This window comes from Micromonospora sp. MP36, assembly GCF_008119785.1.
Lineage (GTDB): Bacteria > Actinomycetota > Actinomycetes > Mycobacteriales > Micromonosporaceae > Micromonospora.
Genome location: NZ_VSFA01000109.1, coordinates 1 through 20,670, shown reverse-complemented (window position 1 = coordinate 20,670; position 20,670 = coordinate 1). Strand labels below are relative to the sequence as shown.

The 20,670-nt window shown below is 74.3% G+C and carries 23 protein-coding genes; 11 read left to right on the top strand and 12 right to left on the bottom strand.

Features of this window, described 5'->3' with window-relative positions; all coding sequences use genetic code 11:
- Positions 1 to 526, top strand: a 526-nt coding sequence (locus FXF52_RS35085) for a DUF72 domain-containing protein (protein WP_148803779.1), incomplete at its 5' end; no start/stop codon positions are given.
- Positions 527 to 826: 300 nt separating this feature from the next.
- The gene (locus FXF52_RS35075; RefSeq protein ID WP_148803775.1) at positions 827 to 1,255 is read left to right on the top strand and encodes a DUF2267 domain-containing protein; all 429 of its coding nucleotides are present in this window, start codon (positions 827 to 829) and stop codon (positions 1,253 to 1,255) included.
- 53 nt (positions 1,256 to 1,308) lie between these two features.
- On the opposite strand, the gene FXF52_RS35070 is transcribed toward FXF52_RS35075, so the two are convergent.
- Positions 1,309 to 2,070 (bottom strand): DUF72 domain-containing protein, encoded by a 762-nt coding sequence (locus FXF52_RS35070; protein WP_148803773.1) that lies wholly within the window; start codon positions 2,068 to 2,070, stop codon positions 1,309 to 1,311.
- 248 nt (positions 2,071 to 2,318) lie between these two features.
- Here FXF52_RS35070 and FXF52_RS35065 point away from each other — a divergent pair, with 248 nt between their 5' ends.
- Positions 2,319 to 2,606: a hypothetical protein gene (locus FXF52_RS35065; RefSeq protein ID WP_148803771.1), complete on the top strand. Its 288-nt coding sequence runs from the start codon at positions 2,319 to 2,321 to the stop codon at positions 2,604 to 2,606.
- A 9-nt stretch (positions 2,607 to 2,615) separates the two neighbouring features.
- On the top strand, positions 2,616 to 3,938 hold the full coding sequence (locus tag FXF52_RS35060; RefSeq protein WP_148803769.1) for a cupin domain-containing protein: 1,323 nt from the start codon (positions 2,616 to 2,618) through the stop codon (positions 3,936 to 3,938).
- Positions 3,939 to 4,099: 161 nt separating this feature from the next.
- Here FXF52_RS35060 and FXF52_RS35055 read toward each other — a convergent pair whose 3' ends face one another.
- From FXF52_RS35055 to FXF52_RS35035, 5 genes are all read right to left on the bottom strand, one after another.
- On the bottom strand, positions 4,100 to 4,768 hold the full coding sequence (locus tag FXF52_RS35055; protein WP_148803767.1) for a hypothetical protein: 669 nt from the start codon (positions 4,766 to 4,768) through the stop codon (positions 4,100 to 4,102).
- The gene (locus FXF52_RS35050; RefSeq protein WP_148803765.1) at positions 4,765 to 7,437 is read right to left on the bottom strand and encodes an FtsK/SpoIIIE domain-containing protein; all 2,673 of its coding nucleotides are present in this window, start codon (positions 7,435 to 7,437) and stop codon (positions 4,765 to 4,767) included. Before FXF52_RS35050 ends, FXF52_RS35055 begins: the two co-directional genes overlap by 4 nt.
- A complete protein-coding gene (locus FXF52_RS35045) occupies positions 7,430 to 8,305 on the bottom strand; it encodes a hypothetical protein (protein WP_148803763.1) in 876 nt (291 codons plus the stop codon). Before FXF52_RS35045 ends, FXF52_RS35050 begins: the two co-directional genes overlap by 8 nt.
- 8 nt (positions 8,306 to 8,313) lie before the next feature.
- Complete coding sequence (locus tag FXF52_RS35040) at positions 8,314 to 8,574, bottom strand: hypothetical protein (RefSeq protein WP_030504016.1); 261 nt, start codon at positions 8,572 to 8,574, stop codon at positions 8,314 to 8,316.
- A gap of 201 nt (positions 8,575 to 8,775) precedes the next feature.
- Entirely contained in the window at positions 8,776 to 9,180 is a 405-nt protein-coding gene (locus tag FXF52_RS35035) for a hypothetical protein (RefSeq protein WP_148803761.1), read from the bottom strand.
- 141 nt (positions 9,181 to 9,321) lie between these two features.
- On the opposite strand from FXF52_RS35035, the gene FXF52_RS35030 reads away from it, so the two are divergent.
- The 3 genes from FXF52_RS35030 to FXF52_RS35025 are packed head-to-tail and all read left to right on the top strand — an operon-like array spanning position 9,322 to position 12,403.
- A complete protein-coding gene (locus tag FXF52_RS35030) occupies positions 9,322 to 11,868 on the top strand; it encodes an ATP-dependent Clp protease ATP-binding subunit (RefSeq protein WP_148803759.1) in 2,547 nt (848 codons plus the stop codon).
- Between the two features lie 17 nt (positions 11,869 to 11,885).
- Positions 11,886 to 12,053, top strand: a complete 168-nt coding sequence (locus FXF52_RS42080; protein WP_187413902.1) for a hypothetical protein — start codon at positions 11,886 to 11,888, stop codon at positions 12,051 to 12,053.
- The gene (locus tag FXF52_RS35025) at positions 12,053 to 12,403 is read left to right on the top strand and encodes a DUF3140 domain-containing protein (RefSeq protein WP_148803757.1); all 351 of its coding nucleotides are present in this window, start codon (positions 12,053 to 12,055) and stop codon (positions 12,401 to 12,403) included. The genes FXF52_RS42080 and FXF52_RS35025 overlap by 1 nt, the downstream gene beginning before the upstream one ends.
- A 54-nt stretch (positions 12,404 to 12,457) precedes the next feature.
- Here the strand turns inward: FXF52_RS35025 and FXF52_RS35020 are convergent, their stop codons facing one another.
- From FXF52_RS35020 to FXF52_RS35010, 3 genes are all read right to left on the bottom strand, one after another.
- Positions 12,458 to 12,697 carry a hypothetical protein gene (locus FXF52_RS35020; protein WP_148803755.1) on the bottom strand — a complete coding sequence of 80 codons (240 nt, stop codon included), beginning with the start codon at positions 12,695 to 12,697 and terminating at the stop codon, positions 12,458 to 12,460.
- 19 nt (positions 12,698 to 12,716) lie between these two features.
- Entirely contained in the window at positions 12,717 to 13,703 is a 987-nt protein-coding gene (locus tag FXF52_RS35015; RefSeq protein ID WP_148803753.1) for a LysR family transcriptional regulator, read from the bottom strand.
- Positions 13,704 to 13,766: 63 nt separating this feature from the next.
- The gene (locus FXF52_RS35010) at positions 13,767 to 14,402 is read right to left on the bottom strand and encodes a hemerythrin domain-containing protein (RefSeq protein WP_148803751.1); all 636 of its coding nucleotides are present in this window, start codon (positions 14,400 to 14,402) and stop codon (positions 13,767 to 13,769) included.
- A 155-nt stretch (positions 14,403 to 14,557) separates the two neighbouring features.
- Here FXF52_RS35010 and FXF52_RS35005 point away from each other — a divergent pair, with 155 nt between their 5' ends.
- Together FXF52_RS35005 and FXF52_RS35000 are read left to right on the top strand one after the other, a co-directional pair.
- Positions 14,558 to 15,886: a M20/M25/M40 family metallo-hydrolase gene (locus FXF52_RS35005; protein WP_148803749.1), complete on the top strand. Its 1,329-nt coding sequence runs from the start codon at positions 14,558 to 14,560 to the stop codon at positions 15,884 to 15,886.
- 60 nt (positions 15,887 to 15,946) lie between these two features.
- Positions 15,947 to 16,600, top strand: coding sequence for a hypothetical protein (locus FXF52_RS35000; protein ID WP_148803747.1), 654 nt, complete (start codon positions 15,947 to 15,949; stop codon positions 16,598 to 16,600).
- A gap of 73 nt (positions 16,601 to 16,673) precedes the next feature.
- Here FXF52_RS35000 and FXF52_RS34995 read toward each other — a convergent pair whose 3' ends face one another.
- Positions 16,674 to 16,865: a DUF5703 family protein gene (locus tag FXF52_RS34995; protein ID WP_073838148.1), complete on the bottom strand. Its 192-nt coding sequence runs from the start codon at positions 16,863 to 16,865 to the stop codon at positions 16,674 to 16,676.
- An 81-nt stretch (positions 16,866 to 16,946) separates the two neighbouring features.
- Positions 16,947 to 17,918: an aldo/keto reductase gene (locus tag FXF52_RS34990; protein WP_148803745.1), complete on the bottom strand. Its 972-nt coding sequence runs from the start codon at positions 17,916 to 17,918 to the stop codon at positions 16,947 to 16,949.
- 168 nt (positions 17,919 to 18,086) lie between these two features.
- Between FXF52_RS34990 and FXF52_RS34985 the strand changes: the two genes are divergently transcribed.
- On the top strand, positions 18,087 to 19,139 hold the full coding sequence (locus FXF52_RS34985; protein ID WP_148803743.1) for an LLM class F420-dependent oxidoreductase: 1,053 nt from the start codon (positions 18,087 to 18,089) through the stop codon (positions 19,137 to 19,139).
- Entirely contained in the window at positions 19,136 to 19,972 is an 837-nt protein-coding gene (locus FXF52_RS34980) for an undecaprenyl-diphosphate phosphatase (protein WP_148803741.1), read from the top strand. Before FXF52_RS34985 ends, FXF52_RS34980 begins: the two co-directional genes overlap by 4 nt.
- Positions 19,973 to 20,053: 81 nt before the next feature.
- Here the strand turns inward: FXF52_RS34980 and FXF52_RS34975 are convergent, their stop codons facing one another.
- Positions 20,054 to 20,647, bottom strand: a complete 594-nt coding sequence (locus FXF52_RS34975; protein WP_148803740.1) for a hypothetical protein — start codon at positions 20,645 to 20,647, stop codon at positions 20,054 to 20,056.
- Positions 20,648 to 20,670 lie beyond the last annotated feature (23 nt).

Here is a 20,670-nt window from a genome sequence, read left to right as displayed (position 1 = left end):
GAGCCGGTTCCTGTCCGCGCTCGACCCGCTGGTCGAGGCGGACCGGCTCGGCGTGGTGCTGTTCCAGTTCCCGCCGTGGTTCACCATCAAGCGGGACAACAAGCAGTACCTCCTCGAGGTGGCGAAGCGGTGCGCCCCGCTCCGGGCGGCCTTCGAGTTCCGGCACGCCTCCTGGTTCGACGGCGACAACCGGGAGGAGACCCTCGGCTTCCTGCGCAAGCACCAGCTCCCGTACGTCTGCGTCGACATGCCCCAGGGGCACCGGTCGTCCGTACCGCCGGTGCTGGCGGCCACCGCGGACCTCGCGGTGGTCCGCTTCCACGGCCACAGCGAGCGGTGGACCAGCAAGGACATCCACGAGAAGTTCGGCTATGACTACTCCGACCGGGAGCTGCGCGACTGGGTGCCCCGGCTGCGCGAGCTGGCCGGGGAGGCCGAGCAGACCCACGTGCTCATGAACAATTGCTACCGCGACTATGCCCAGCGCAACGGCCAGCGGTTGCAGGTCCTGCTCGGCGTCGACTGACCGGTGCGGTTTCACCCTGTCGGGGTGAGGCCGGCTCACCCTCTCCCCGGACAGTCTGGGCGGTGTGTGCGGTCCGTCGACGACGCGACCGCGAGGCCGACAGGAGGTGGGCCATGGCGGTGCGGGTGGTATCGGATCGACGCCGTGGCGGGGTGCTGCACGTGGTCGGGAAGTCCGACGGCCCCCGGCGCGGCGAGCGGCCCGGTCGGTTCAGTCCGACCCGGCAGTGGCGGGGGCCCAGCGGGCCGCCGCGACGCACCGACGACCGACGGTGGGAAACCGACCTACGGGGGTGGGCAGATGGCTGAGCAGCTGAGTACCGCGATTGAGTCCTCCATCGAGAAGACCAACCTGATCCTCAAGGACATCGAGCAGGCCTACGGTTGGCCGAAGTCGCAACGCAACCAGTCCTACTGCGCGCTGCGTACGGTGCTGCATCTGCTCCGCGACCGGATGCCGGTGCAGGAGAGCGTGGAGTTCGCCGCGCAGTTGCCCTTGCTGCTCCGCGGGATCTACTTCGAGGGCTGGACGCCGACGGACGTGCCGGTGAAGCTGAACCGGGACGACTTCCTGTTCGAGGTGCGGCAGCACTTCCCGTACGACGTCGAGGGCGGCACCGAGCGCGTGGTCCAGGTGGTGATGGACGCCCTCAGCCGGCACATCACCCAGGACCAGTGGGAGGACGTGAAGGACAACATGCCCCGGGACCTGGTGCAGATCTTTCCCTGACCGACGGTCCCGACCCGGCCCGCCCCACCACCGGTGGAGCGGGCCGTCCGCGTTCAGCCCTCGGCCGCCGGCACGCGGCTCACCGGCTGGCCGGTCTGTCGGGCCAGGTCGGCGAAGGCCACCGCGTCCACGATCGCCGCGCCGCCGGGGTCGTTGTTGAAGTAGACGTACGCCGGCTCAGCGGCGTCGAACGTCGCGGTCAACCGGCGTACCCAGGAGGCGAGGGCGGCCCGGCCGTAGCGCGGCCACGGCCGGGCCCGTCCCTCGTGCAGCCGCAGGTAACCGAAGTCGGCGGTACGCCACCGCGGCGTCACCGGGCGGCTGAGCCGATCCGCCCAGGCCAGCGCGGCGCCGCGGCGCTCCAGCACCCGCCGGGTGTCGTCGGTCCACCAGGAGGGGTGCCGTGGCTCCACCGCCACCCGCACCTCGGCCGGGAAGAGGCGCAGCGTGGCGTCCAGCGCGTCCGGGTCGGCCCGCAGGTTCGGCGGGAGCTGCACCAGCACCGGCCCGAGCCGGTCACCCAGCCCGGTGGCCCGGTCGAGGAAGCGGGCCACCGGCTCGGCCGGCTCCCGCAGCCGCTTGATGTGGGTCAGGTAGCGGCTCATCTTCACCGCCACGCAGAAGTCGTCCGGGGTGCGGTCCCGCCAGGCGACGAAGGTGTCCCGCTCGGGCAGCCGGTAGAAGGCGTTGTTGACCTCCACAGTGGCGAACCGGGCGGCGAAGTGCTCCAGCCACAGCCGCTGCGGCAGCTTCGCCGGGTAGAACCGTTCCCGCCAGTCGCGGTACTGCCAACCGGAGGTGCCGACCAGGATCATCGCCGCCCCGGCGGCTCGGGCTGCCCCATGGCCACCTCCTCTCCGGCGTTCTCCCGCCATCCTGGCACCGACCGGGCCGGCCCGCCGTGCACGCCGGCGCGCCTGGGCCGGGTGACGCCCGCCCCGGCGAACGGTCCGTGTCGCCGGGCCCCGCCGTCTACCGTGGGGTTAGAGAAGATCGCGCGTGGGGTACCACCCGCTCCACGACGAACCCCGACGGACACCGGGGCACACCCGAGGGAGCACCCATGGCACTCAACGACGACGACATGCAGACCACCGGTGGCGGCGGGGCCGAGGGCCCGGCCGACGGTGGCGCGACCCCGGGCCAGCGCGACGGGGGCGCGGACGGCGCCGCCGACCGCGGGGCGGAGCGCGGGGCCGATCGCGGCGCCGACCGGGGCGCCGAGGGCCCGGCCGACGGCGGGGCGACCCCGGGCAAGCAGGACGGTGGCGCCGATGGCGGCGCGGAAGGTCCGGCCGACGGTGGCGCGACCCCGGGCCAGCGCGACGGTGGCGCCGACGGCAGCGCCTGACCGGTCGCCATGACGCACCTCGACGCGTCCGACAGATCCAGCTCGGCGCGTCTGGCGCCGCGCCACGACCTGGAACCGTCGCCGGGCGGCGACGGCCGCCCGGCGGTTCCGCCGGCCGCCGCCGAGGCACTCGCCCGCTGCATCACGGTCGAGCCGGCCAAGTTCGCCGCCGACCACTGGGGGCGCAGCCCGCTGCTGTCCCGGGCCGCCGAGCTGCCCAACCCGCGCGGTTTCACCGACCTGTTCAGCCCGGCCGACGCCGACGAGCTGCTCAGCCGGCGCGGCCTGCGTACCCCGTTCCTGCGCCTGGCGAAGGACGGCGAGCTAGTCCCCGCGGCCCGCTACACGGGCGGCGGCGGCGCGGGCGCCGAGATCGGCGACCAGGTCCTCGACGAGAAGGTCCTCCAGCTGTACGCCGACGGCGCGACCCTGGTCCTGCAGGGTCTGCACCGGACCTGGCCGGCGCTGGTCGACTTCGCCCGCGAGTTGGGCCTCGCGCTGGCCCAACCGGTGCAGGTCAACGCCTACCTGACCCCGGCCGGCAGTCAGGGCTTCGCCACCCACTACGACACGCACGACGTCTTCGTGCTCCAGGTCGACGGCCGCAAGCACTGGCGGATCCACCCGCCGGTGCTGCCCGACCCGCTGGAGCGGCAGCCCTGGGGCGGGCGGGCCGACGAGGTCGCCGCCACCGCCGACGGGCCGCCCGCCCTGGACGTGGTGCTCGCCCCGGGTGACGCGCTCTACCTGCCCCGGGGCTGGCTGCACAGCGCCCAGGCGCAGGAGAGCAGCTCGCTGCACCTGACCGTGGGCATCCGGGCGCTCACCCGGTACGCCCTGGTCGAGGAGCTGCTGGCGCTCGCCGCCGAGGATCCGCGGCTGCGTGCCGGGCTGCCCTTCGGCACCGACGTGGCCGACCCGGACGCGCTGGAGCCGGAGCTGACCGAGACCGTGGAGGCGCTGCGCGACTGGCTGCTGCGGGCCGACCCGGCCGTCGTGGCCGCGCGGCTGCGGGGGCGGGCCTGGTCGGCCGCCCGACCGGCGCCGATCCGGCCCCTCGCCCAGGCCGCGGCGCTGGCCGGGCTCGATGCGGACAGCCGGGTCGCCGTCCGGGGTGGCCTGCGCTGGCAGCTCGACCCGAGTGGGGACGGCCGGATCGCGCTGCGCCTGTTCGACCGGACCATCACGCTGCCCGACACCTGCGAGCCGGCGTTGCGCGCCCTGCTCACCGGCGAGGTCACCCGGGTCGGCGACCTGCCCGGCCTCGACGACGCCGATCGCCTGGTCCTAGCCCGCCGCCTCCTCAAGGAAGCCGTCCTCACCCCGGCCTGACGGTCCCGCCCCGCTGCTGCCGCCCCAGCGCGCGTCAATCATGAAGTTGGCGGCGCGACACGCCGTGGCGATCGCTGCCAACCTCATGATCGCCGAGGCGGCGGCCGGCCCAACCCGCCGGCCGTGGGCCGGAGCGCGGGGGCGGCGGTGGGGGCGGGTGGTCAGCGGGGGGCGAGGGCGAGCAGGAGGATGGTGGTCACCAGGCCGGCGGCGGCCACCAGGGTGATCGCGCGGGGGGTCAGCACGGCGTGCCGGCGGTCGGCCAGCAGCCGGGCCGGGGCCAGCCCCACCAGCGGCCCGAGCAGCGTGACCACCAGCGCCAGCACCGGCAGGCCGACCGCCAGGTCCCCGCTGGAGCCGTCGCCCAGCGCCCGCGCGCCCATCCCCAGCGCGTACGCGACCAGCGCGCCGCCGATCCCGCAGCCCACCAGCAGCGGGTTCGCCGAGCCGGGCAGCTCGCCCGGCTGGCGGGTACGGTCCAGCACCTCACGCACCCCGTGCAGCAGCGGCACCGGGTCGCCGGTCGCGTCCCGGGCCGGCCCGGGCAGCTCGCCCAGTCGCCGCCCACCGGTGCCCACCCGGGCGCGCAGCTGCCCCCACAGGTGGGCGGCCTCGGCGTCGACCCGCTCCACCAGCTCCCGCGCCTCCGCCACCTCCGCCTCGGCCCGGCGGACCTGCTCGGTGGCCTCGGCCACCGCCCGGTCGGCGGCGGCGCACTGCTGCGCGTACCAGGTGTGCGCCTCGGCGCGTTGGGCGGCGACCCGGGCGGTCAGCTCGGCGAGCCGACGGATCTGGGCGGCGTACGTCTCACTGGCGACCGGTTCGTTCATCGGGAGGGACCATAAGGGATGATCACCTGTCCGGTGCGGTGCACCGCCCGGTCGAAGTACAGCCCCCGCCACGGGCGCGGGTACCAGTCCGGCCCGCCGTTGCCCGGGTAGAGCGAGGAACCCAGCTCCGCGCCCTGCACGTCGAGCGCCACCCAGGCCCCGATCTGGTCGGTGCGCGCGGCCGGCCCGCCCAGGTCGGCCCGCATCCGGGCCACCCCGCGCCACCAGGCCAGCACGTGCGTACGCCGTTCCGGCCCGTCGTGCAGGATCCGGCGCAGTTGCTCCAGCCCGGTGCGCCGGCCCGCCTTGCCGGCGAGCTGCCCGGCGGCCGCGTCGACCGCGTACAGCAGCAGGTAGTGCGGGCTGTTCGGGGTGCCCGGGGCGCCGAGCGAGTCGCCCACCTCGGCCATCAGCTCGCCGACGGTCTCCTCGTCGTACCAGGCGGCGTCGTCGGCCAGGTCCTCGTAGAGGGCGCGGGCGGCCGGGTCGGCGTCGGGGTCGAGGCAGGCGATGGAGAACCGGGCGGTGCCGGGGCGGTGCTGCCGGGCCAGCGAGCGGGCGGCGGCGTCCAGCACCGCGCACGCCTCGTCCACCCGGGTGCCGAGCACGGCCAGGTTGCGCCCGGGCGCCCGGGGCAGCCGCAGCGCCGCCGAACGGGCCTGCACGTCGATGATCTCCCCGAGCAGCGCCATCGGGCTGCGCGGCACCCCCTGCTCGGGGGCGGCCAGGGCCCGGAAGTCCGGCGCCTCGGCCAGCCTCGGGATCGCGTCGCCGTCGAAGAGCCGGGCCGGGGCGGCGTCCTGCGGGCGCATCCGCCACAGCCGGTGCTGGAGTTCGCTCCACGTCTCCCAGTCGCTGGCCGACGGGATCCGGGCCACCTGGTTCCCCTCGACCAGCCCCGACTCGGCGTTCACCACCGCGTGGTGCCGGGGCAGCGACTGGGCCGCGTCGTTGCGCTCGGCCAGGATGCGCAGCGCCTTCGGCAGCGCGATCCGCAGGGTGAACTGGGCGACCAGGGCGGGCCGCCCCCATAGCGCCTCGATGCCGCGCACGTCCTGCGAGGCGAGCACCAGGTGGATGCCCTGCGACCGGCCCCGCCGGGCCAGGTCCTCCAGCAGGTCGGCGGCCTCCCGCGCGACCACGTCGCGGCCGGCCAGCAGCGCCTGGAACTCGTCGACCACGGCCACGATCCGTGGCCAGTGCCCGGTCGGGTCCACCGCGCGCAGCTCGGCCAGCTTGGTGACCTCGTGCTTCTTCGCCGCGTCCGCCCGGCGGCGCAGTTCCTCGGCGAGGAAACGGAGCAGCGCCAGCCCGAACTCCCGGTCGGTGTTCACGTTGATCCCGACCAGCCGCATGTGCGGCAGCCAGCTCGGGTCCCGCCGGCCCTGCGCGAACCGGGCGAAGGACACCCCCTCCTTGAAGTCCAGCAGATAGAACTCCAGCTCGGCGGGGGAGTAGCGGGCGGCGAGCGCGCCGATCCAGGCGAAGATCAGGTTGGTCTTGCCGGTGCCGGAGGGACCGCCGATCAGCGCGTGCGGCGGGTAGTCGCCGAGGGTGAGCAGCACCTGCCGCCCGTGCGGGCCCTCGCCGATCGGGGCGGTCAGGGCGTGCGCCGAGTCCTCCCGCCAGTAGGCCTCGGGCGGGGGTAGCAGATCGGTGAAGGGCGCCGGGGGCGGCCCGGCGTTGACCCGGGAGGCCGTCTCCCGGCAGGTCTCGGTGACCAGCCCGGCCGGGGGTGGGGCGTCGAGCACCACCGGCAGCCCGCCGATCCGGGCGTCGTCCGGCTCCACCACGACGCGGGTGACTGTGGGGTCGTCGGGCAGCTCGATGCCGCGGACCACCAAGTGCACCCCGCAGGCCACCCCGGTGCGCACCACCCGGTCCAGCTGGCCGCGTTCGTGCCGGGACAGCTCGTCACCGCCGAGCAGCACCGCCACCCGCCACGGCTCCGGCCGGCGGCCGGTGGCGGCGGCCAGCTCGCGCAGCGACGCGTACTCGCCGGCCAGCACGGTCTCGTTGATCCGGCGGATCTGCTCCACCAGGTCGTCCAGCAGCCGGCCCAGCCCGCCGGGGCCGACGAAGGTGAGCAGGCCGGCGGTGCCGAGCGGGGCGAACCCGGCCAGCCCGCCGCCCAGGTGCTCCGGGTCGTACCCGACGAGCCGGACGGTGCCCGGGTCGGCGCGCCCGACCGAGCGCAGCAGCAGGGCCGGCACCACCGCGGCGATGCGGTCCCGGTCGCCGCCGGCGAGCTGCACGTGGCCGGCGTCGAGCAGCGGCACCAGCGCCGGCACCGGCTCCGCGCCGGGGATGCGCACGGTGCCGACGCGTACCGCGCCGGGGGTCTCGGCGCGATCGGCCGGGGTCGGGTGCCACCGGTCCCACGGTGCGGACGCCGCGCCGGGCGCCTCCCGCTCGGCCGCGGCGGCGGCCCGCCGGGCCAGCTCGGCGATCCGGGCGCTGTGCCGGGCGTCGATCTCGGTCAGCCGGCGGTCGCGGGCGCCGCCCACCCGCTCGGGTACGGCCGCCGCGGCGCGCCGCACCCGGACCAGCCGGTCCCGGCGGGCGGCCAGGTCGGCGTCGGCGTCGGCCAGCCGGTTCCGGGTCGCCCCGAGGGCTTCGGAGAGCAGCCCCCGGACCCGCGACACCATCTGGGCCCGGACGTCAGCCATGCGTCTTCCGCTCGTCGGCCTCGGTGGGCAGGTCGCGACCGAGCCGGTCGAGCAGCACTGCGGTGACCACCCCGGCGGTGACCGCCGGATCCGCGGCGTGCGGCTGGTCCTGCTCGCCGGAACGGCGGGGCGGGGGCATCCGGCAGACCCGGGTCAGCAGGGTGTCCAGCACCGGCGGCGGCAGCCCCGGCAGCAGGTCGCGGACCCGACCGTCCAGTTCCCGGCGCAGCCGGCCCAGGTCGTCGGCGCGGGGCGGGTGCCCGAGCAGCTCCCCGGCCAGGTCGCGCAGCAGCGGCGGGGCGACCGCGGCCAGCCCCAGCCCGACGTCGGCGTGCGCCCGGCGCAGCTCGGCGTGCAACCGGGCCCGGTCGCCGGAGCGGACCCCGGTCACCACCCGGCGCAGCAGCTCCCGGGAGTCGCCGAGCCGCGCGTCCGGCTCGTCCGGCGCGCCCTCGCGACCGCCGGTCAGCTCCGCCACCCGCACCGACCACCAGCGCCGCATCGCCGGTTCGGCCCCCGGCTCCGGTCCGCCGGCCGCCGCCGGCGGGGCCACCTCCCGCGGTGCGTCGTGCCGCGGCCGCCGCTCGGCGGCCGGCGGGGCGGGCGCGCCGTCGGCGGCCAGCCCGATCGCGGCCAGGTACGCGGACAGCTGCTCCTGGGCCACCCGCAGCGCGTAGCCGGCGGTCTCGGCGTGCTCGGTCGCGGCGGACAGCTCGGGCACCCCCATCGGGTTCGCCGACTCCTGTCGCACCCAGCGCAGCCGCTCGGTGGCCTGGCCGAACTTTTCCAGCGCCGCGGCGAGTTGGGCCAGCGGCAGCTCCTCGGCGGCGGCCCGCACCTGCGCGCCGACGTCCTCGATGATGGACACGGCCGGCCCTAGAGGGTGGCGACGTAGAGCTGCGCCTGCTCGACCGCGACGAGTGTGGCGGCGAGGCACTCCTCCAGCTCCTGGCTGGCCTGGGTCAGCGACGCCTGGGCCGCCTCGACCGTCTCGTGTCCGCTGCCCTCCAGCGCGCCGGCCAGGGTCTGCTGCGCCTCGGCCAGCTTCTCGCCGGCCGCCTGCACGGCTGTCTGCCCGTCACCTATCTGCTGGAGGGCGACATCGATGGCTGCCTTCAGCTCGGCGACGCTCGCCACGGGGGACCTCCTGGGGGCAAGGGAGATCTCCATTACAACCCATCCCGGCGGGTGCACGAACATCCGCCCTCGCGGTGTTCCTGCCCGGCTGTCCGATCAGTCCCCTGACGTGCGCGGAGACCGTTTCGGCCGGGCGGCGCCGGTCCCGCCGGCGAACCGTCTGGTCCCGTCCACGGGTCACCCGGCCGGGGCGTACCCCGGTCACCGCGCCGGCCCGCGGCGCTGGACGTCCCGGGGGAGCCAGCGTGGCCCGTGCACCTCGGCGCCCAGCGCGCCCACCCGGGCCCGCAGCTCCCGGTCGGCGGTGACCACCACCCGGCGCCGGTCCGGCGCCGCGGCGACCAGCTCGACCATGGTGTCGTCGCCGGAGCCGGGCGCGGCGACCACGACCACCCCCGGCGTGGCCGGCACGTCCCGGGCCGCGCCCTCCACCACCAGCACCACGTCCACCGGCGGCGGCAGCTCGGGCGGCACACCCCGGTCGGCCAGCGGCGCGAGCGCGTCGCGCAGCCGCGCCGCCGCCCCGGCCCGGTCCCGCCACCAGCCGTCCGGCCGCGAGCCCACCACGTTCGCGCCGTCGACGATCAGCAGCGGCCTGTCCTCCATGCCCCCACCCTGCCATCGACCCGGCTGCCGCCCCACTCCCGACCCGCTTGCGTTTGTCGCGCCGACCGCCGGGTAGCCACCGCCGACCGTGCCGCGCCAGTCGCCCGGCGGCCGTGCCCGTCCGAACAGCGGAGGACAGAGATGATGGGACCCGGTGACTTCGGCTCCGACCCGTGGGACGAGTTCCTGGCCCGGTACTTCGGCCGCGGCGAGGGGGGACGCCGACCGGCGCACCGGGTCGACATCACCCGGCTGATGACCGCCGACGCGCGGGAGATGCTGGCCGACGCGGCCCGGCGCGCGGCGCAGAAGCACAGCAACGACCTGGACACCGACCATCTGCTCTGGGCGGGGCTGCAGCGGGAGCCGCTGCGCGACCTGGTACGCCGGGCCGGCGCCGACCCGGACGCCCTGGTCAACGCCCTCGGCGGGCGCGGTGACGGGGCGCCCCGCGGCGAGGTGCCGCCGAACCTGTCGCTCACCCCGGCGGCCAAGCGGGCGCTGCTCGACGCCCACCAGCTCTCCCGGGCGATGGGTGCCAACTACATCGGCCCCGAACACATCCTGATGGCCCTGCCGCTGAATCCGGAGTCGCCGGCCGGCCGGATGCTCGCCGCGGGCCGGATCCAGCCGGAGTCGCTCCAGGCGGCCAGCGCGGAACGCGGCGGCGCCCCCCGTCCCGACCGCGGCACCCCCACCCTCGACCAGTACGGGCAGGACCTGACCGAACTGGCCCGCAACGACCAGATCGACCCGGTCATCGGCCGGGCGGACGAGATCGAGCAGGCGGTGGAGATCCTGTCCCGGCGGACCAAGAACAACCCGGTGCTGATCGGCGAGGCCGGCGTCGGCAAGACCGCGATCGTGGAGGGGCTGGCCGAGCGGATCTGCGACGGCGACGTGCCGCAGACCCTGATCGGCAAGCGGGTCATCCAGCTCGACCTGGCCGGCCTGGTGGCCGGCACCCGCTACCGGGGCGACTTCGAGGAACGGCTGAAGAAGGTGATCGACGAGATCCGGGCGCACAAGGACGAGCTGATCATCTTCCTGGACGAGATCCACACCCTGGTCGGCGCGGGCGGCGCCGGCAGCGAGGGCGGCATGGACGCCTCCAACATGCTCAAGCCCGCCCTGGCCCGCGGCGAGCTGCGGGTGATCGGCGCGACCACGCTGGACGAGTTTCGGCGCAGCATCGAGAAGGACGCCGCGCTGGCCCGCCGGTTCCAGCCGGTCTTCGTGCCCGAACCGAGCGTCGAGGACACGATCACCATCCTGCGCGGCCTGCGGGACCGCTACGAGGCGCACCACCAGGTCCGCTTCACCGACGAGGCCCTCGTCGCCGCCGCCGAGCTCTCCGACCGCTACATCACCGACCGCTACCTGCCGGACAAGGCGATCGACCTGATCGACCAGGCCGGCGCGCGGGTCCGGTTGCGTACCCGCACCCCGGCCGAGGACGTGCGCGACCTGGAGCGGCAGCTCGACGAGATGCGCCGCAACAAGGAGCAGGCGGTCGCCAGCGAGCAGTACGAGCGCGCCTCGGAGCTGCGCGACCGGGTGTCCGAACTGGAGGACCAGGTCCGCCGTGCGCGCGGGGAGGGCGAGAGCCCGAACGTGCCGACGGTCGGGCCGACGGAGATCGCCGAGGTGGTCTCCCGGGCCACCGGCATCCCCGTGAACCAGCTCACCGAGGAGGAACGTGACCGGCTGCTGCGGCTGGAGGGGTACCTGCACGAGAAGGTCGTCGGCCAGGACGACGCGGTCAGCGCGGTGGCCGAGGCGGTGCGCCGCTCGCGTACCGGGCTGGCGGACCCGGACCGGCCGATGGGCAGCTTCCTCTTCCTCGGCCCCACCGGCGTCGGCAAGACGGAACTGGCCCGGGCCCTGGCCGAGGCGCTCTTCGGCGAGGCGGACCGGATGGTCCGGGTGGACATGAGCGAGTTCCAGGAGCGGCACACCGTCAGCCGGCTGGTCGGCGCCCCGCCCGGCTACGTCGGCTACGAGGAGGCCGGGCAGCTCACCGAGGCGGTGCGCCGCCGCCCGTACGCGGTGGTGTTGCTCGACGAGATCGAGAAGGCGCACCCGGATGTGTTCAACATCCTGCTCCAGGTGCTCGACGACGGCCGGCTCACCGACAGCCAGGGACGCACGGTCAACTTCAAGAACACCGTACTGATCATGACCAGCAACCTGGGCTCGGAGATGATCACCGGCACCCAGCGCACGGTGGGCTTCGGCGTCGGCGAGCCCGGCCGGGAGCAGGAGGCCAGCGAACTGCGGGAGCGGCTGATGCGCCGGCTGCAGGAGAACTTCCGCCCCGAGTTCCTCAACCGGATCGACGAGGTGATCATCTTCCAGCGGCTGGAGGCCGAGCAGCTGCGGCAGATCACCGAGCTGATGCTGGAGGAGACCAAGCGCCGGCTGCACGCCCAAGACATCCGGGTCGAGTTCACCACGGCCGGCATCGACTGGCTGGCCGAGCACGGCTACCAGCCGGAGTTCGGCGCCCGTCCGCTGCGCCGGGTGATCCAGCGGGAGGTCGACAACCGGCTCTCCCGGATGCTGCTGGAACACCAGGTCTCGCCGGGGCAGAAGGTCGTGGTCGACGCCCGCGACGGTCAGCTGTCCGTCGACGTGGGCAGCGGGGACCGCGACTACGCCGCCGCCAGCACGTCGCACCCGCGGTGAAGCGGAAGCGGGACGAGATGACCGAACCGGAGGAGAGCCGGGAGGAAAACGAGCGGCGCGAACCGATCGTGAGCCCACCGACGGCGAACCCGTCCCGGGTGAAGGTGACGCCGGAGGGCGTGAAGAAGCAGACCGAGGAGGGCGACCGGACACCGTCCGGGCCGCCGCCGGAAGAGGAGGCGTGATGGTACGCGAGACTCGCGTGGATCCCGAGGTCGACGTGATCTGGGACGACTTCCACGCCCTGGTGAACGTCCCCTCCGAGCAGCTGCGCCAGTGGCTGCTGACCCGCGGCTCCGGCGAGGAGTCGTTCGGGCCCGCCCCGAACATGGACCTGCCCGAGCCGGGCCGGCACATCCTGCGGGTGCTGAGCAAGCGCAAGGTGGACCTCACCCGGGAGGACATCGAGGTGATGCAGGAGGCGATCGACCGCATCCAGTCCCTCATCGACGCCCGGCCGAGCGGGGGCAACAGCGACAACGAGTGGCGGTACTCGCTGCTCGACCTCGGGCACGACGTCCTGGTCGAACGCTGACCGGACCCGCCGACGGCACCCGGGCCAGCCCGGGTGCCGTCCGCGTACCTGTTGTTACTCGGACGATTCCATGCTGGGCAGCTCCAGGCCGGCCGCGTCGGCGGCGGCCTGCCGGTCGGTGCGGGCCCGTTCCTCCCGGCTGAGCAGGTTGGCGTACTCGGTGATGTCCGCCGCGTCGGGCACCTCCGGCAACCGGCGCAGGAACGCCTCCAGGTCGGTGGAGGCGGCGGTGTGCGCGGCGGCGGCCTGGCGCAGCAGCTCCCGCTGGTCGGCGGCGGGGTACAGATCAGTCATGTCGCCGTGATACCCGCGCTCAGGCGGTTCGCACCCCGTCGGCGACCGTCACCTGCGCGCCGAAGTCGGGATGACCCAGCAGCCAGGCCAGATAGTCCGGGTGCGGCGCCAGCGCGTCGGTGTACGCCGCCACCGCCGTCTCGAGCACGGTCTCGGCGACCCGGGCGGCCGGCGCGTCCGGGTGCCAGCCCAGCAGCAGCCGCCAGCGCAGCGGCGTACCGGCCAGCCGGCGGGTCACCAGGCCGGCGACCGGCCGGAAGGTGGCCTGGCACAGGCCCACCGCCGCGCCGGCGTCGACCAGGTCCACGCAGCCGCGCACGTCCGTCTCGTACACCTTGCGGGGGGTGAAGCCGGCCCGGGCGCAGGCGGCGGCGAAGCAGTCACCGAAGCAGCCCTCCCCGGGGGCCGCCACCCACTGCTCGCGCCGCAGGTCGACCAGGCGCACCTCGTCCCGGCCGGCCAGCGGATGGGTCTGCGGCAGCAGCACGAAGATCGGGTCGACGGCGACCTCCCGCCAGCTCAGCCCGAACTCCGCCGACGGGGCGGCGTCCCCGCACACCCCGGTCAGCGCGAAGTCGAGCCGGCCGCCGGCCACCAGTTGGGCCAGCTCGTCCACGGACCAGGACGCGTAGGTGGTGATCCGCACGTCGGGCTGTTCGGCGGCGAGCCGGTGCACCAGCCGGCCGAGGATCGGGCTGTTCACCCCGCCGAACCGGTACCGGCTCGGCGGGTCGGCCGCCCCGGCCAGCCGGGCCGCCTCGTCCTGCAGGCCCTTCATGGCCGGCAGCAGCACCCGGGCCCGGTCGAGCACCAGCTCGCCCAGCGCGGTGGGGCGGGCGCCGCGGCGGTCCCGGTCGAACAGCGGACCGCCGAGGGCCCGCTCGATGCGCTGGAGCTGGGCGGTCAGCGCCGGCTGGGCCAGGCCGAGCATCGAGGCGGCCTTGGTGACGCTTCCCGTCTCCGCGATCGCGCAGACCACCCGCAGATGTCGCAGCTCCAGATTCATACGGTGACGGTAGGACCACGAACGGGTATGCGGAAGGGTTCACCCGCCATCGATGTGCGCCGATCAGCTGGCCGCCCCCGGCTCACCGCTCGCCGGCCGCTCCAGATCGGACAGCTGGGTACGCCGACCGGTCACCGCGTCACGGACCTTGTCCAGCACCCCCACCGCCGGCTCGACGATCTTGTTCCAGGGTGGACTGGCCGGGGTGCCCGGGTGCGGCCGGGTCGGCGCCGCCTCCTCGGCGATCTCCCACCGGTTGCCCAGCCGGATCAGCTCGGCGTCGGTGGCCACCGCGCGCAGCGGCGCCACCAGCGCGGCGACCCGGTCGACGTGCCGGCGGACCCGGTCGGTCACCTCGGCCAGCGCCGGATCGTCCGGCCCGGACAGGTCCCGCAGGGCGGTGAGCAGCGCGGCGTCCGCCTCGATCTCCCGGTCCACCAGTTCGGCGCTGTCGGGCACGGCGGCCCGGGCGGCGGGGAAGAGGTACTGCTCCTCGGCGGACAGGTGCCGGGACACCGCGGCGGTGAGCACGTCGAGCACCTCCCGCCGGCGCTCGGCGGGCAGGTCCGGGTCGGTGGCCTGCCCGGCCAGGCCGAGCAGCGCGGCGTGCTCCCGCGTCACCAGGTCGGCCACGCTCCGGCCGCCCGGCCGGTACACGTCGTCGGCGGTGGGCGGCAGCGGCGGCAGGGGGACGGTCATGGTGCCCTCCTCGACTGGTGGCCGGCGGGGGACCGGCGGGTCGCCGGCCCGGGTGAGCGCTGCGGGGACGCCAGCGGCGGTACCCGTCCGCGACATCCGCGAAACCGTGCGCGGGCGGGGGTGGACGCCTCGGGGCCGGCTGGTATGAAGAAGCGATGACGAGCGACGCCGCCTCCGCCCGACCGGACCCCACCGACGAGGTCGTGGACCTCTGCCGCGACCTGCTGCGCATCGACACCACCAACACCGGGGACAACGACACCAGCGCCGGGGAGCGCCGCGCCGCGGAGTACGTCGCCGAGAAGCTCGCCGAGGTCGGCGTCGACGCGGAGATCCACGAGTCCGCGCCGGGCCGGGCCAACCTGGTCGCCCGGATCCCCGGCACCGACCCGGGCCGGGACGCGCTGCTGGTGCACGGCCACCTCGACGTGGTGCCCGCCGACCCCGACGAGTGGTCGGTGCACCCGTTCTCCGGCGAGCTCCGCGACGGCTACCTGTGGGGTCGCGGCGCGATCGACATGAAGGACTTCGACGCGATGGTGCTCGCCGTGGTCCGCGGCTGGCAGCGCGCTGGGGTGCGCCCGTCGCGGGACATCGTGCTCGCCTTCACCGCCGACGAGGAGGCCGGCAGCGACTACGGCGCGCACTTCCTCGCCCAGCGGCACCGCGACCTCTTCGCCGGCTGCACCGAGGCCATCGGCGAGGTCGGCGGCTTCTCCTACTCCGTCGACGAGCAGCGGCGGCTCTACCTCATCGAGACCGCCGAGAAGGGCATCGACTGGCTGCGCCTGCACGTCAAGGGCCGCCCCGGCCACGGTTCGATGGTGCACGACGACAACGCGGTCACCGCGCTCGCCGAGGCGGTCGCCCGGGTCGGCCGGCACCGCTTCCCGGTGGTGGTCACCGACACCGTACGGGCGTTCCTCGAAGAGGTCTCCGACGTGCTCGGCATCGAGATCGACCCGGAGGACCCGGAGACCGCGATCGCCAAGCTGGGCCCGATCGCCAACCTCATCGGCGCGACCATCCGCAACACCGCCAACCCGACCCGGCTGGCCGCCGGCTACAAGGACAACGTCATTCCCGGCCGGGCCACCGCCACCATCGACTGCCGCAGCCTGCCCGGGCAGTCGGAGCTGCTGGAGCGGCAGCTACGCGAGCTGATCGGCCCGGACATCGCCATCGAGTACATCCAGCGCCAGCCGGCGCTGGAGACCACGTTCGACGGCGACCTGGTCGACGCTATGTCCGCCGCGCTGCGGGCCGAGGACCCGGGGGCCCGCCCGGTGCCGTACATGCTCTCCGGCGGCACCGACGCCAAGGCGTTCTCGCAGCTCGGCATCCGCTGCTTCGGCTTCGCGCCGCTGCGGCTGCCCGCCGACCTCAACTTCTCCGGCCTGTTCCATGGCATCGACGAGCGGGTTCCGGTGGACGGACTACAGTTCGGCGTGCGGGTTCTCGACCGGTTCCTCCGCAGTTGCTAACCGTGTCCGTCACGTCACCGTCGGCGCGGAATCTCCCCCATCCCGAAGGGACTGCCTCACATGACCGACCAGCACGGTGAGCTGGACGCCGCCCTGGAGCGGGTGATCGACGCGGCGCGGGCCCACCTGGCCGCCGTCCGTGCCGCCCAGGGCCGGATCGACGACGACAACGTCTGGCAGGCGTACGTCGCTCTGAACAACGCCTCGTTCGCCTACGACGAGCAGCTGCTCGACGCGTTCGGCGAGGTGACCCCGTGGGACGTGGAGTCGATCGACCCGAACGAGGCCGACGAGCGCTTCGGCGGCGTCGAGGGGGTGGAGGCCACCGATCCGCACCCGCGAGTCATCTCGGTGCGGCAGCGCCGGGACTACCGGGTGCCGAGCGTGTCCGCCCTGATCCGGGCGGCCGAGGCGGCCCGCCGGGAGGGCACCCCCGAGGAGGACGAGCCCGCCCCGGTCGAGGGGGTCGGCGAGGCTGTGCTGGAGCTGCTGCAGAGCGGCGACGGCTCGCTCAGCGCGCTGGACGTCCCCGAGCTGGAGCCGCTCGACGGCCTGGTCATGGTCAGCGAGGTCAGCAACCCCGTCGACCTGGAGTCGTTCGACGACGACGACGCGGTCGGCCCGTTCCAGCCCGCGGCCGACGACCGTCTCGTGGGCCGGCTCGACGAACACCCGTTCCTGGAGCTCGACGAGGAACACGACCACGCGCACTGAGCCGCGCCGCCCCGGGGCCCGACCATCCGGTGCGGGCCCCGGGGCGTACCGCGTCGTCCCGGTCCGGCCGCCCTCAGTACGACAGGCCCGGCTGCGGCTGGTTGACCCGGCGGCGGCGCAGCATCACCTGCCGCGTCCCGTCCCGGTACAGCCGCACCCGGGCCAACTCCCATCCGGAGAACTCCGCCTGGATCGCCAGCTGCGCCGCGGCGGTCAACCGGTCGACATTCGCGGGCAACCGCAGCGGCGCGTATTCGTAGTCCATGGCCTCTATGCTGCCCAGCCCGGTGGCCCATCGCCAACCCCCTGAGTGACCGGCGTCGCTGGCCGGCGGGCAGGTAGCTCCTCAGCCGTCCCGTTCCGGATAGCCCACCGGCACCGCCGAGACGTCGTCGAGCGCGGTGACGATCTCCTCCGGCAGGGTCATCCGCTCCACCTGCAACGCGCCGAGGAGCTGCCCCACGGTGCGGGCGCCGAGGATCGGCGCGGTCACCCCCGGGCGGTCCCGGATCCAGGCCAGCGCCACCTCCAACGGCGAGACGCCCAGCCCGCTGGCCGCGGTGGCGACCGCCTCCACGATGCTGGAGCAGCGCGGCTCCAGGTAGGTAGCGACGAAACGCTCGAAGTGCGGCGACGCGGCCCGGGAATCGGCCGGGCGGCCGTGCCGGTACTTGCCGGTGAGCACCCCGCGGCCCAGCGGCGACCAGGGCAGCACGCCCAGCCCCAACGCCGCGCAGGCCGGCAGCACCTCGCGCTCCACGCCCCGCTCCAGCAGCGAGTACTCCACCTGCGCGGCGACCACCGGGGCACGCCCCGGCCAGGCGGCCTGCCAGGCGGCGGCCCGGGCGGTCTGCCAGCCGGAGAAGTTCGACACCCCGACGTACCGGGCCTTGCCGCTGGACACCGCGTGGTCCAGCGCGGCCAGGGTCTCCTCCAGCGGGGTGTCCGGGTCGTACCCGTGCACCTGCCAGAGATCGACGTGGTCGGTGCCGAGCCGGCGCAGCGACGCCTCCAGCGTCCGCAGCAGGTGCCCCCGGGAGTTGTCCCGGCGCCGGCCGCTGCCCGGCCGCAGCCCCGCCTTGGTGGCGATGAGCAGCTCGTCGCGGGGGACCAGGCCGCCCAGCAGCGAGCCGATCACCGACTCGGCGTCGCCGTCGGCGTAGACGTCGGCGGTGTCGACGAGGTTGCCGCCCGCGTCGAGGTAGCTCTTCAACTGGGCGGCCGCGTCGTCGGCGTCGGTGTCCCGTCCCCAGGTCATGGTGCCGAGCGCGAGCCGCGAAACCGCCAGCCCGCTTCGGCCGAGCGGTCGCTGTTGCATGGGTGAACCTTATTTCGAACGTCGCGTCACGGATATCCTCGCCCGGAGTCAAGTTCCTGCTCCACCGTCCGGCCGGGTTGTGACGCGTTCGGGGTGAGCCGGTGATCGGCTCGGCCACCCGTATTGCGTAACCTGATGCGACCTGTGGTGCGGACGGTGGGAGGACCAGTGCGACTCGGGCTCAGCCTCGGATACCAGACGGCGTGGAGCACGCCGGCCGATCATCTGGCCCTGGCCCAGGAGGCCGACCGGCTCGGCTACTCGGTGGTATGGGCGGCGGAGGCTTACGGCTCCGACTCGCCGAGCATGCTGGCGTGGATCGCCGGCCAGACCGAGCGGATCGACGTGGGCAGCGCGGTGATGCAGATCCCCGCCCGCACCCCGGCGATGACCGCGATGACCGCGGCCACCATCGACGCCCTCTCCGGCGGCCGGTTCCGGCTCGGCCTCGGCGTCTCCGGCCCGCAGGTCTCCGAGGGCTGGCACGGCGTCCGCTTCGCCAAACCGCTGGCCCGCACCCGGGAGTACGTCGACATCGTGAAGCTGGCGGTCGCCCGCAAGGAGGTCGCGTACGACGGCGAGCACTACACACTGCCGCTGCCGGACGGCCCGGGCAAGGCACTCCGGTTGGGCTTCCACCCACCCCGCGAGCACATCCCGATCTACCTGGCCGCCGTCGGCCCGAAGAACCTGGAACTGGCCGGCGAGATCGCCGACGGCTGGCTCGCCGTCTTCTACGCACCCGAGTTCGCCGAGGAGCAGCTCGCCGCCGTCCGGGCCGGCCGGGCCCGGATCGGCCAGGAACTGGCCGGCTTCGACGTGGTGCCCAGCGTCCCGGTGGTGGTCGGCGAGGACGTCGCCTCCTGCGCCGAGCTGGTCCGCTGGTACGCCGCCCTCTACGTGGGCGGCATGGGCAGCCGGCAGCAGAACTTCTACAACCAGCTCGCCATCCGGATGGGCTACGGCGACGCCGCCCGCGAGGTGCAGGACCTCTACCTCGCCAAGCGGCAGCGCGACGCCGCCGCCGCGGTGCCGACCGAGTTCATCGACCGCACCTCGCTGCTCGGCCCGAAGGAGCGCATCGCCGAGCGGATGCAGGAGTACGCGGACGCGGGCGTCACCACCCTGTCGGTGACCCTCTTCGTGGCCGACCGGGAGAGCGGTGTGCAGACCCTGCGGACCGTCGCCGAGGCCCTGGAACTGTCCGGAGTCGGCGAGTGACCTGGGTCGAGGCCATCGTCCTGGGCATCGTCCAGGGGCTCACGGAATTCCTGCCCGTCTCGTCCTCCGGGCACCTGCGGATCACCTCCGCGATCTTCTTCGGCCGGGACGCCGGCGCGTCGTTCACCGCGGTGACCCAGCTGGGCACCGAGGCGGCGGTGCTCATCTACTTCTTCAAGGACATCTGGCGGATCGTCCGTACCTGGTTCGTCGGCCTGTGGGACCCCTCGGTCCGGTCCAGCCTCGACTACCGGATGGGCTGGTACGTCATCATCGGCACCATCCCGATCGGCGTTTTCGGGCTGTTGTTCAAGGACGCGATCCGCGACACGGCCCGGAACCTGTACCTGATCTCCTTCACGCTGATCTTCTTCGCGCTGGTGCTGGCCTTCGCCGAGTACTGGGGGCGGCAGACCCGTACGCTGGAGAACTTCCGGATGCGCGACGGCGTCGTTATGGGCTTCGCCCAGGCGATGGCGCTCATCCCCGGCGTGTCCCGGTCCGGCGGCACGCTCACCTTCGGCCTGCTGCTGAACCTCACCCGGGAGACGGCGGCCCGGTACTCGTTCCTGCTGGCCATTCCGGCCGTGGTGCTGTCCGGCGTGTTCAGCCTGGGCGACGTCTTCGAGCCTGCCGAACCGGGCACTGCGGCACCCAGCGTGGCCCAGATGGTGGTCGCCACGGTGATCGCCTTCGCCATCGGCTACGCGGCCATCGCCTGGCTGCTGCGCTACGTCGCCCACCACACCCTGTACCTCTTCGTGCTGTACCGGGTGGCGCTCGGCACCCTCGTCCTGTGCCTGCTCCTCACCGGGACGATCAGCGCGACCTGATCGGCGCCAGACGGAGAAGCCGCTGGCCGGCACCCGGGTTCGGGGTGCCGGCCAGCAGTGTCTGTTGCTTTGATCCGGTTGTCAGCTGTTCCAGTGCTGGGCGACGAGGTCGGCGGCCTGCTGTTCCCACTGGGCGTAGGCGTCCGGGTAGGCCGACACCTGCACAGTCTGCGCGGCCTGGGTCAGGGGCATGTCCTGCCAGCCGTCGATCTGCTTGAGGCCCTTCTCGAACGCCAGGGTGGCGTACTCGGGGTTGGTGATCTGCTCCGGCGTGCCCCAACCCGAGCTCGGGCGCTGCTGGAACAGGCCCAGCGAGTCGTGGTCGTTGGCGTCGCCGAGGTGGCCCAGGTTCTCCAGCTTCGACTCCTGCAGGCTCGTGGCGATCGAGATCACCGCGGCCCGCTCCGGGAGGCCGGCCTTCTTCGTCGCGGCGATGATCGCCTTCGCGTTGCCGGTCTGCTCGTCGTTCAGGTCGATGCGCGACTGGGCGCCCTGCACGCCGTGCGGGATCAGCTTCGCGGTGTCCGGTTTGTCGGCCTGCACGACGGCGGCCGGGATCAGCCCGGACGTCGCAGTGGGGGTGGTGTCCTGGTGGTGCAGCGGACCGGCCGCCAGACCACCGGCGAACGCCAGACCAGCCAGACCCAGCACGCTCTTACGCAGCATCGTGTTCATGACGAAAGCTCCATTCGGGGGTT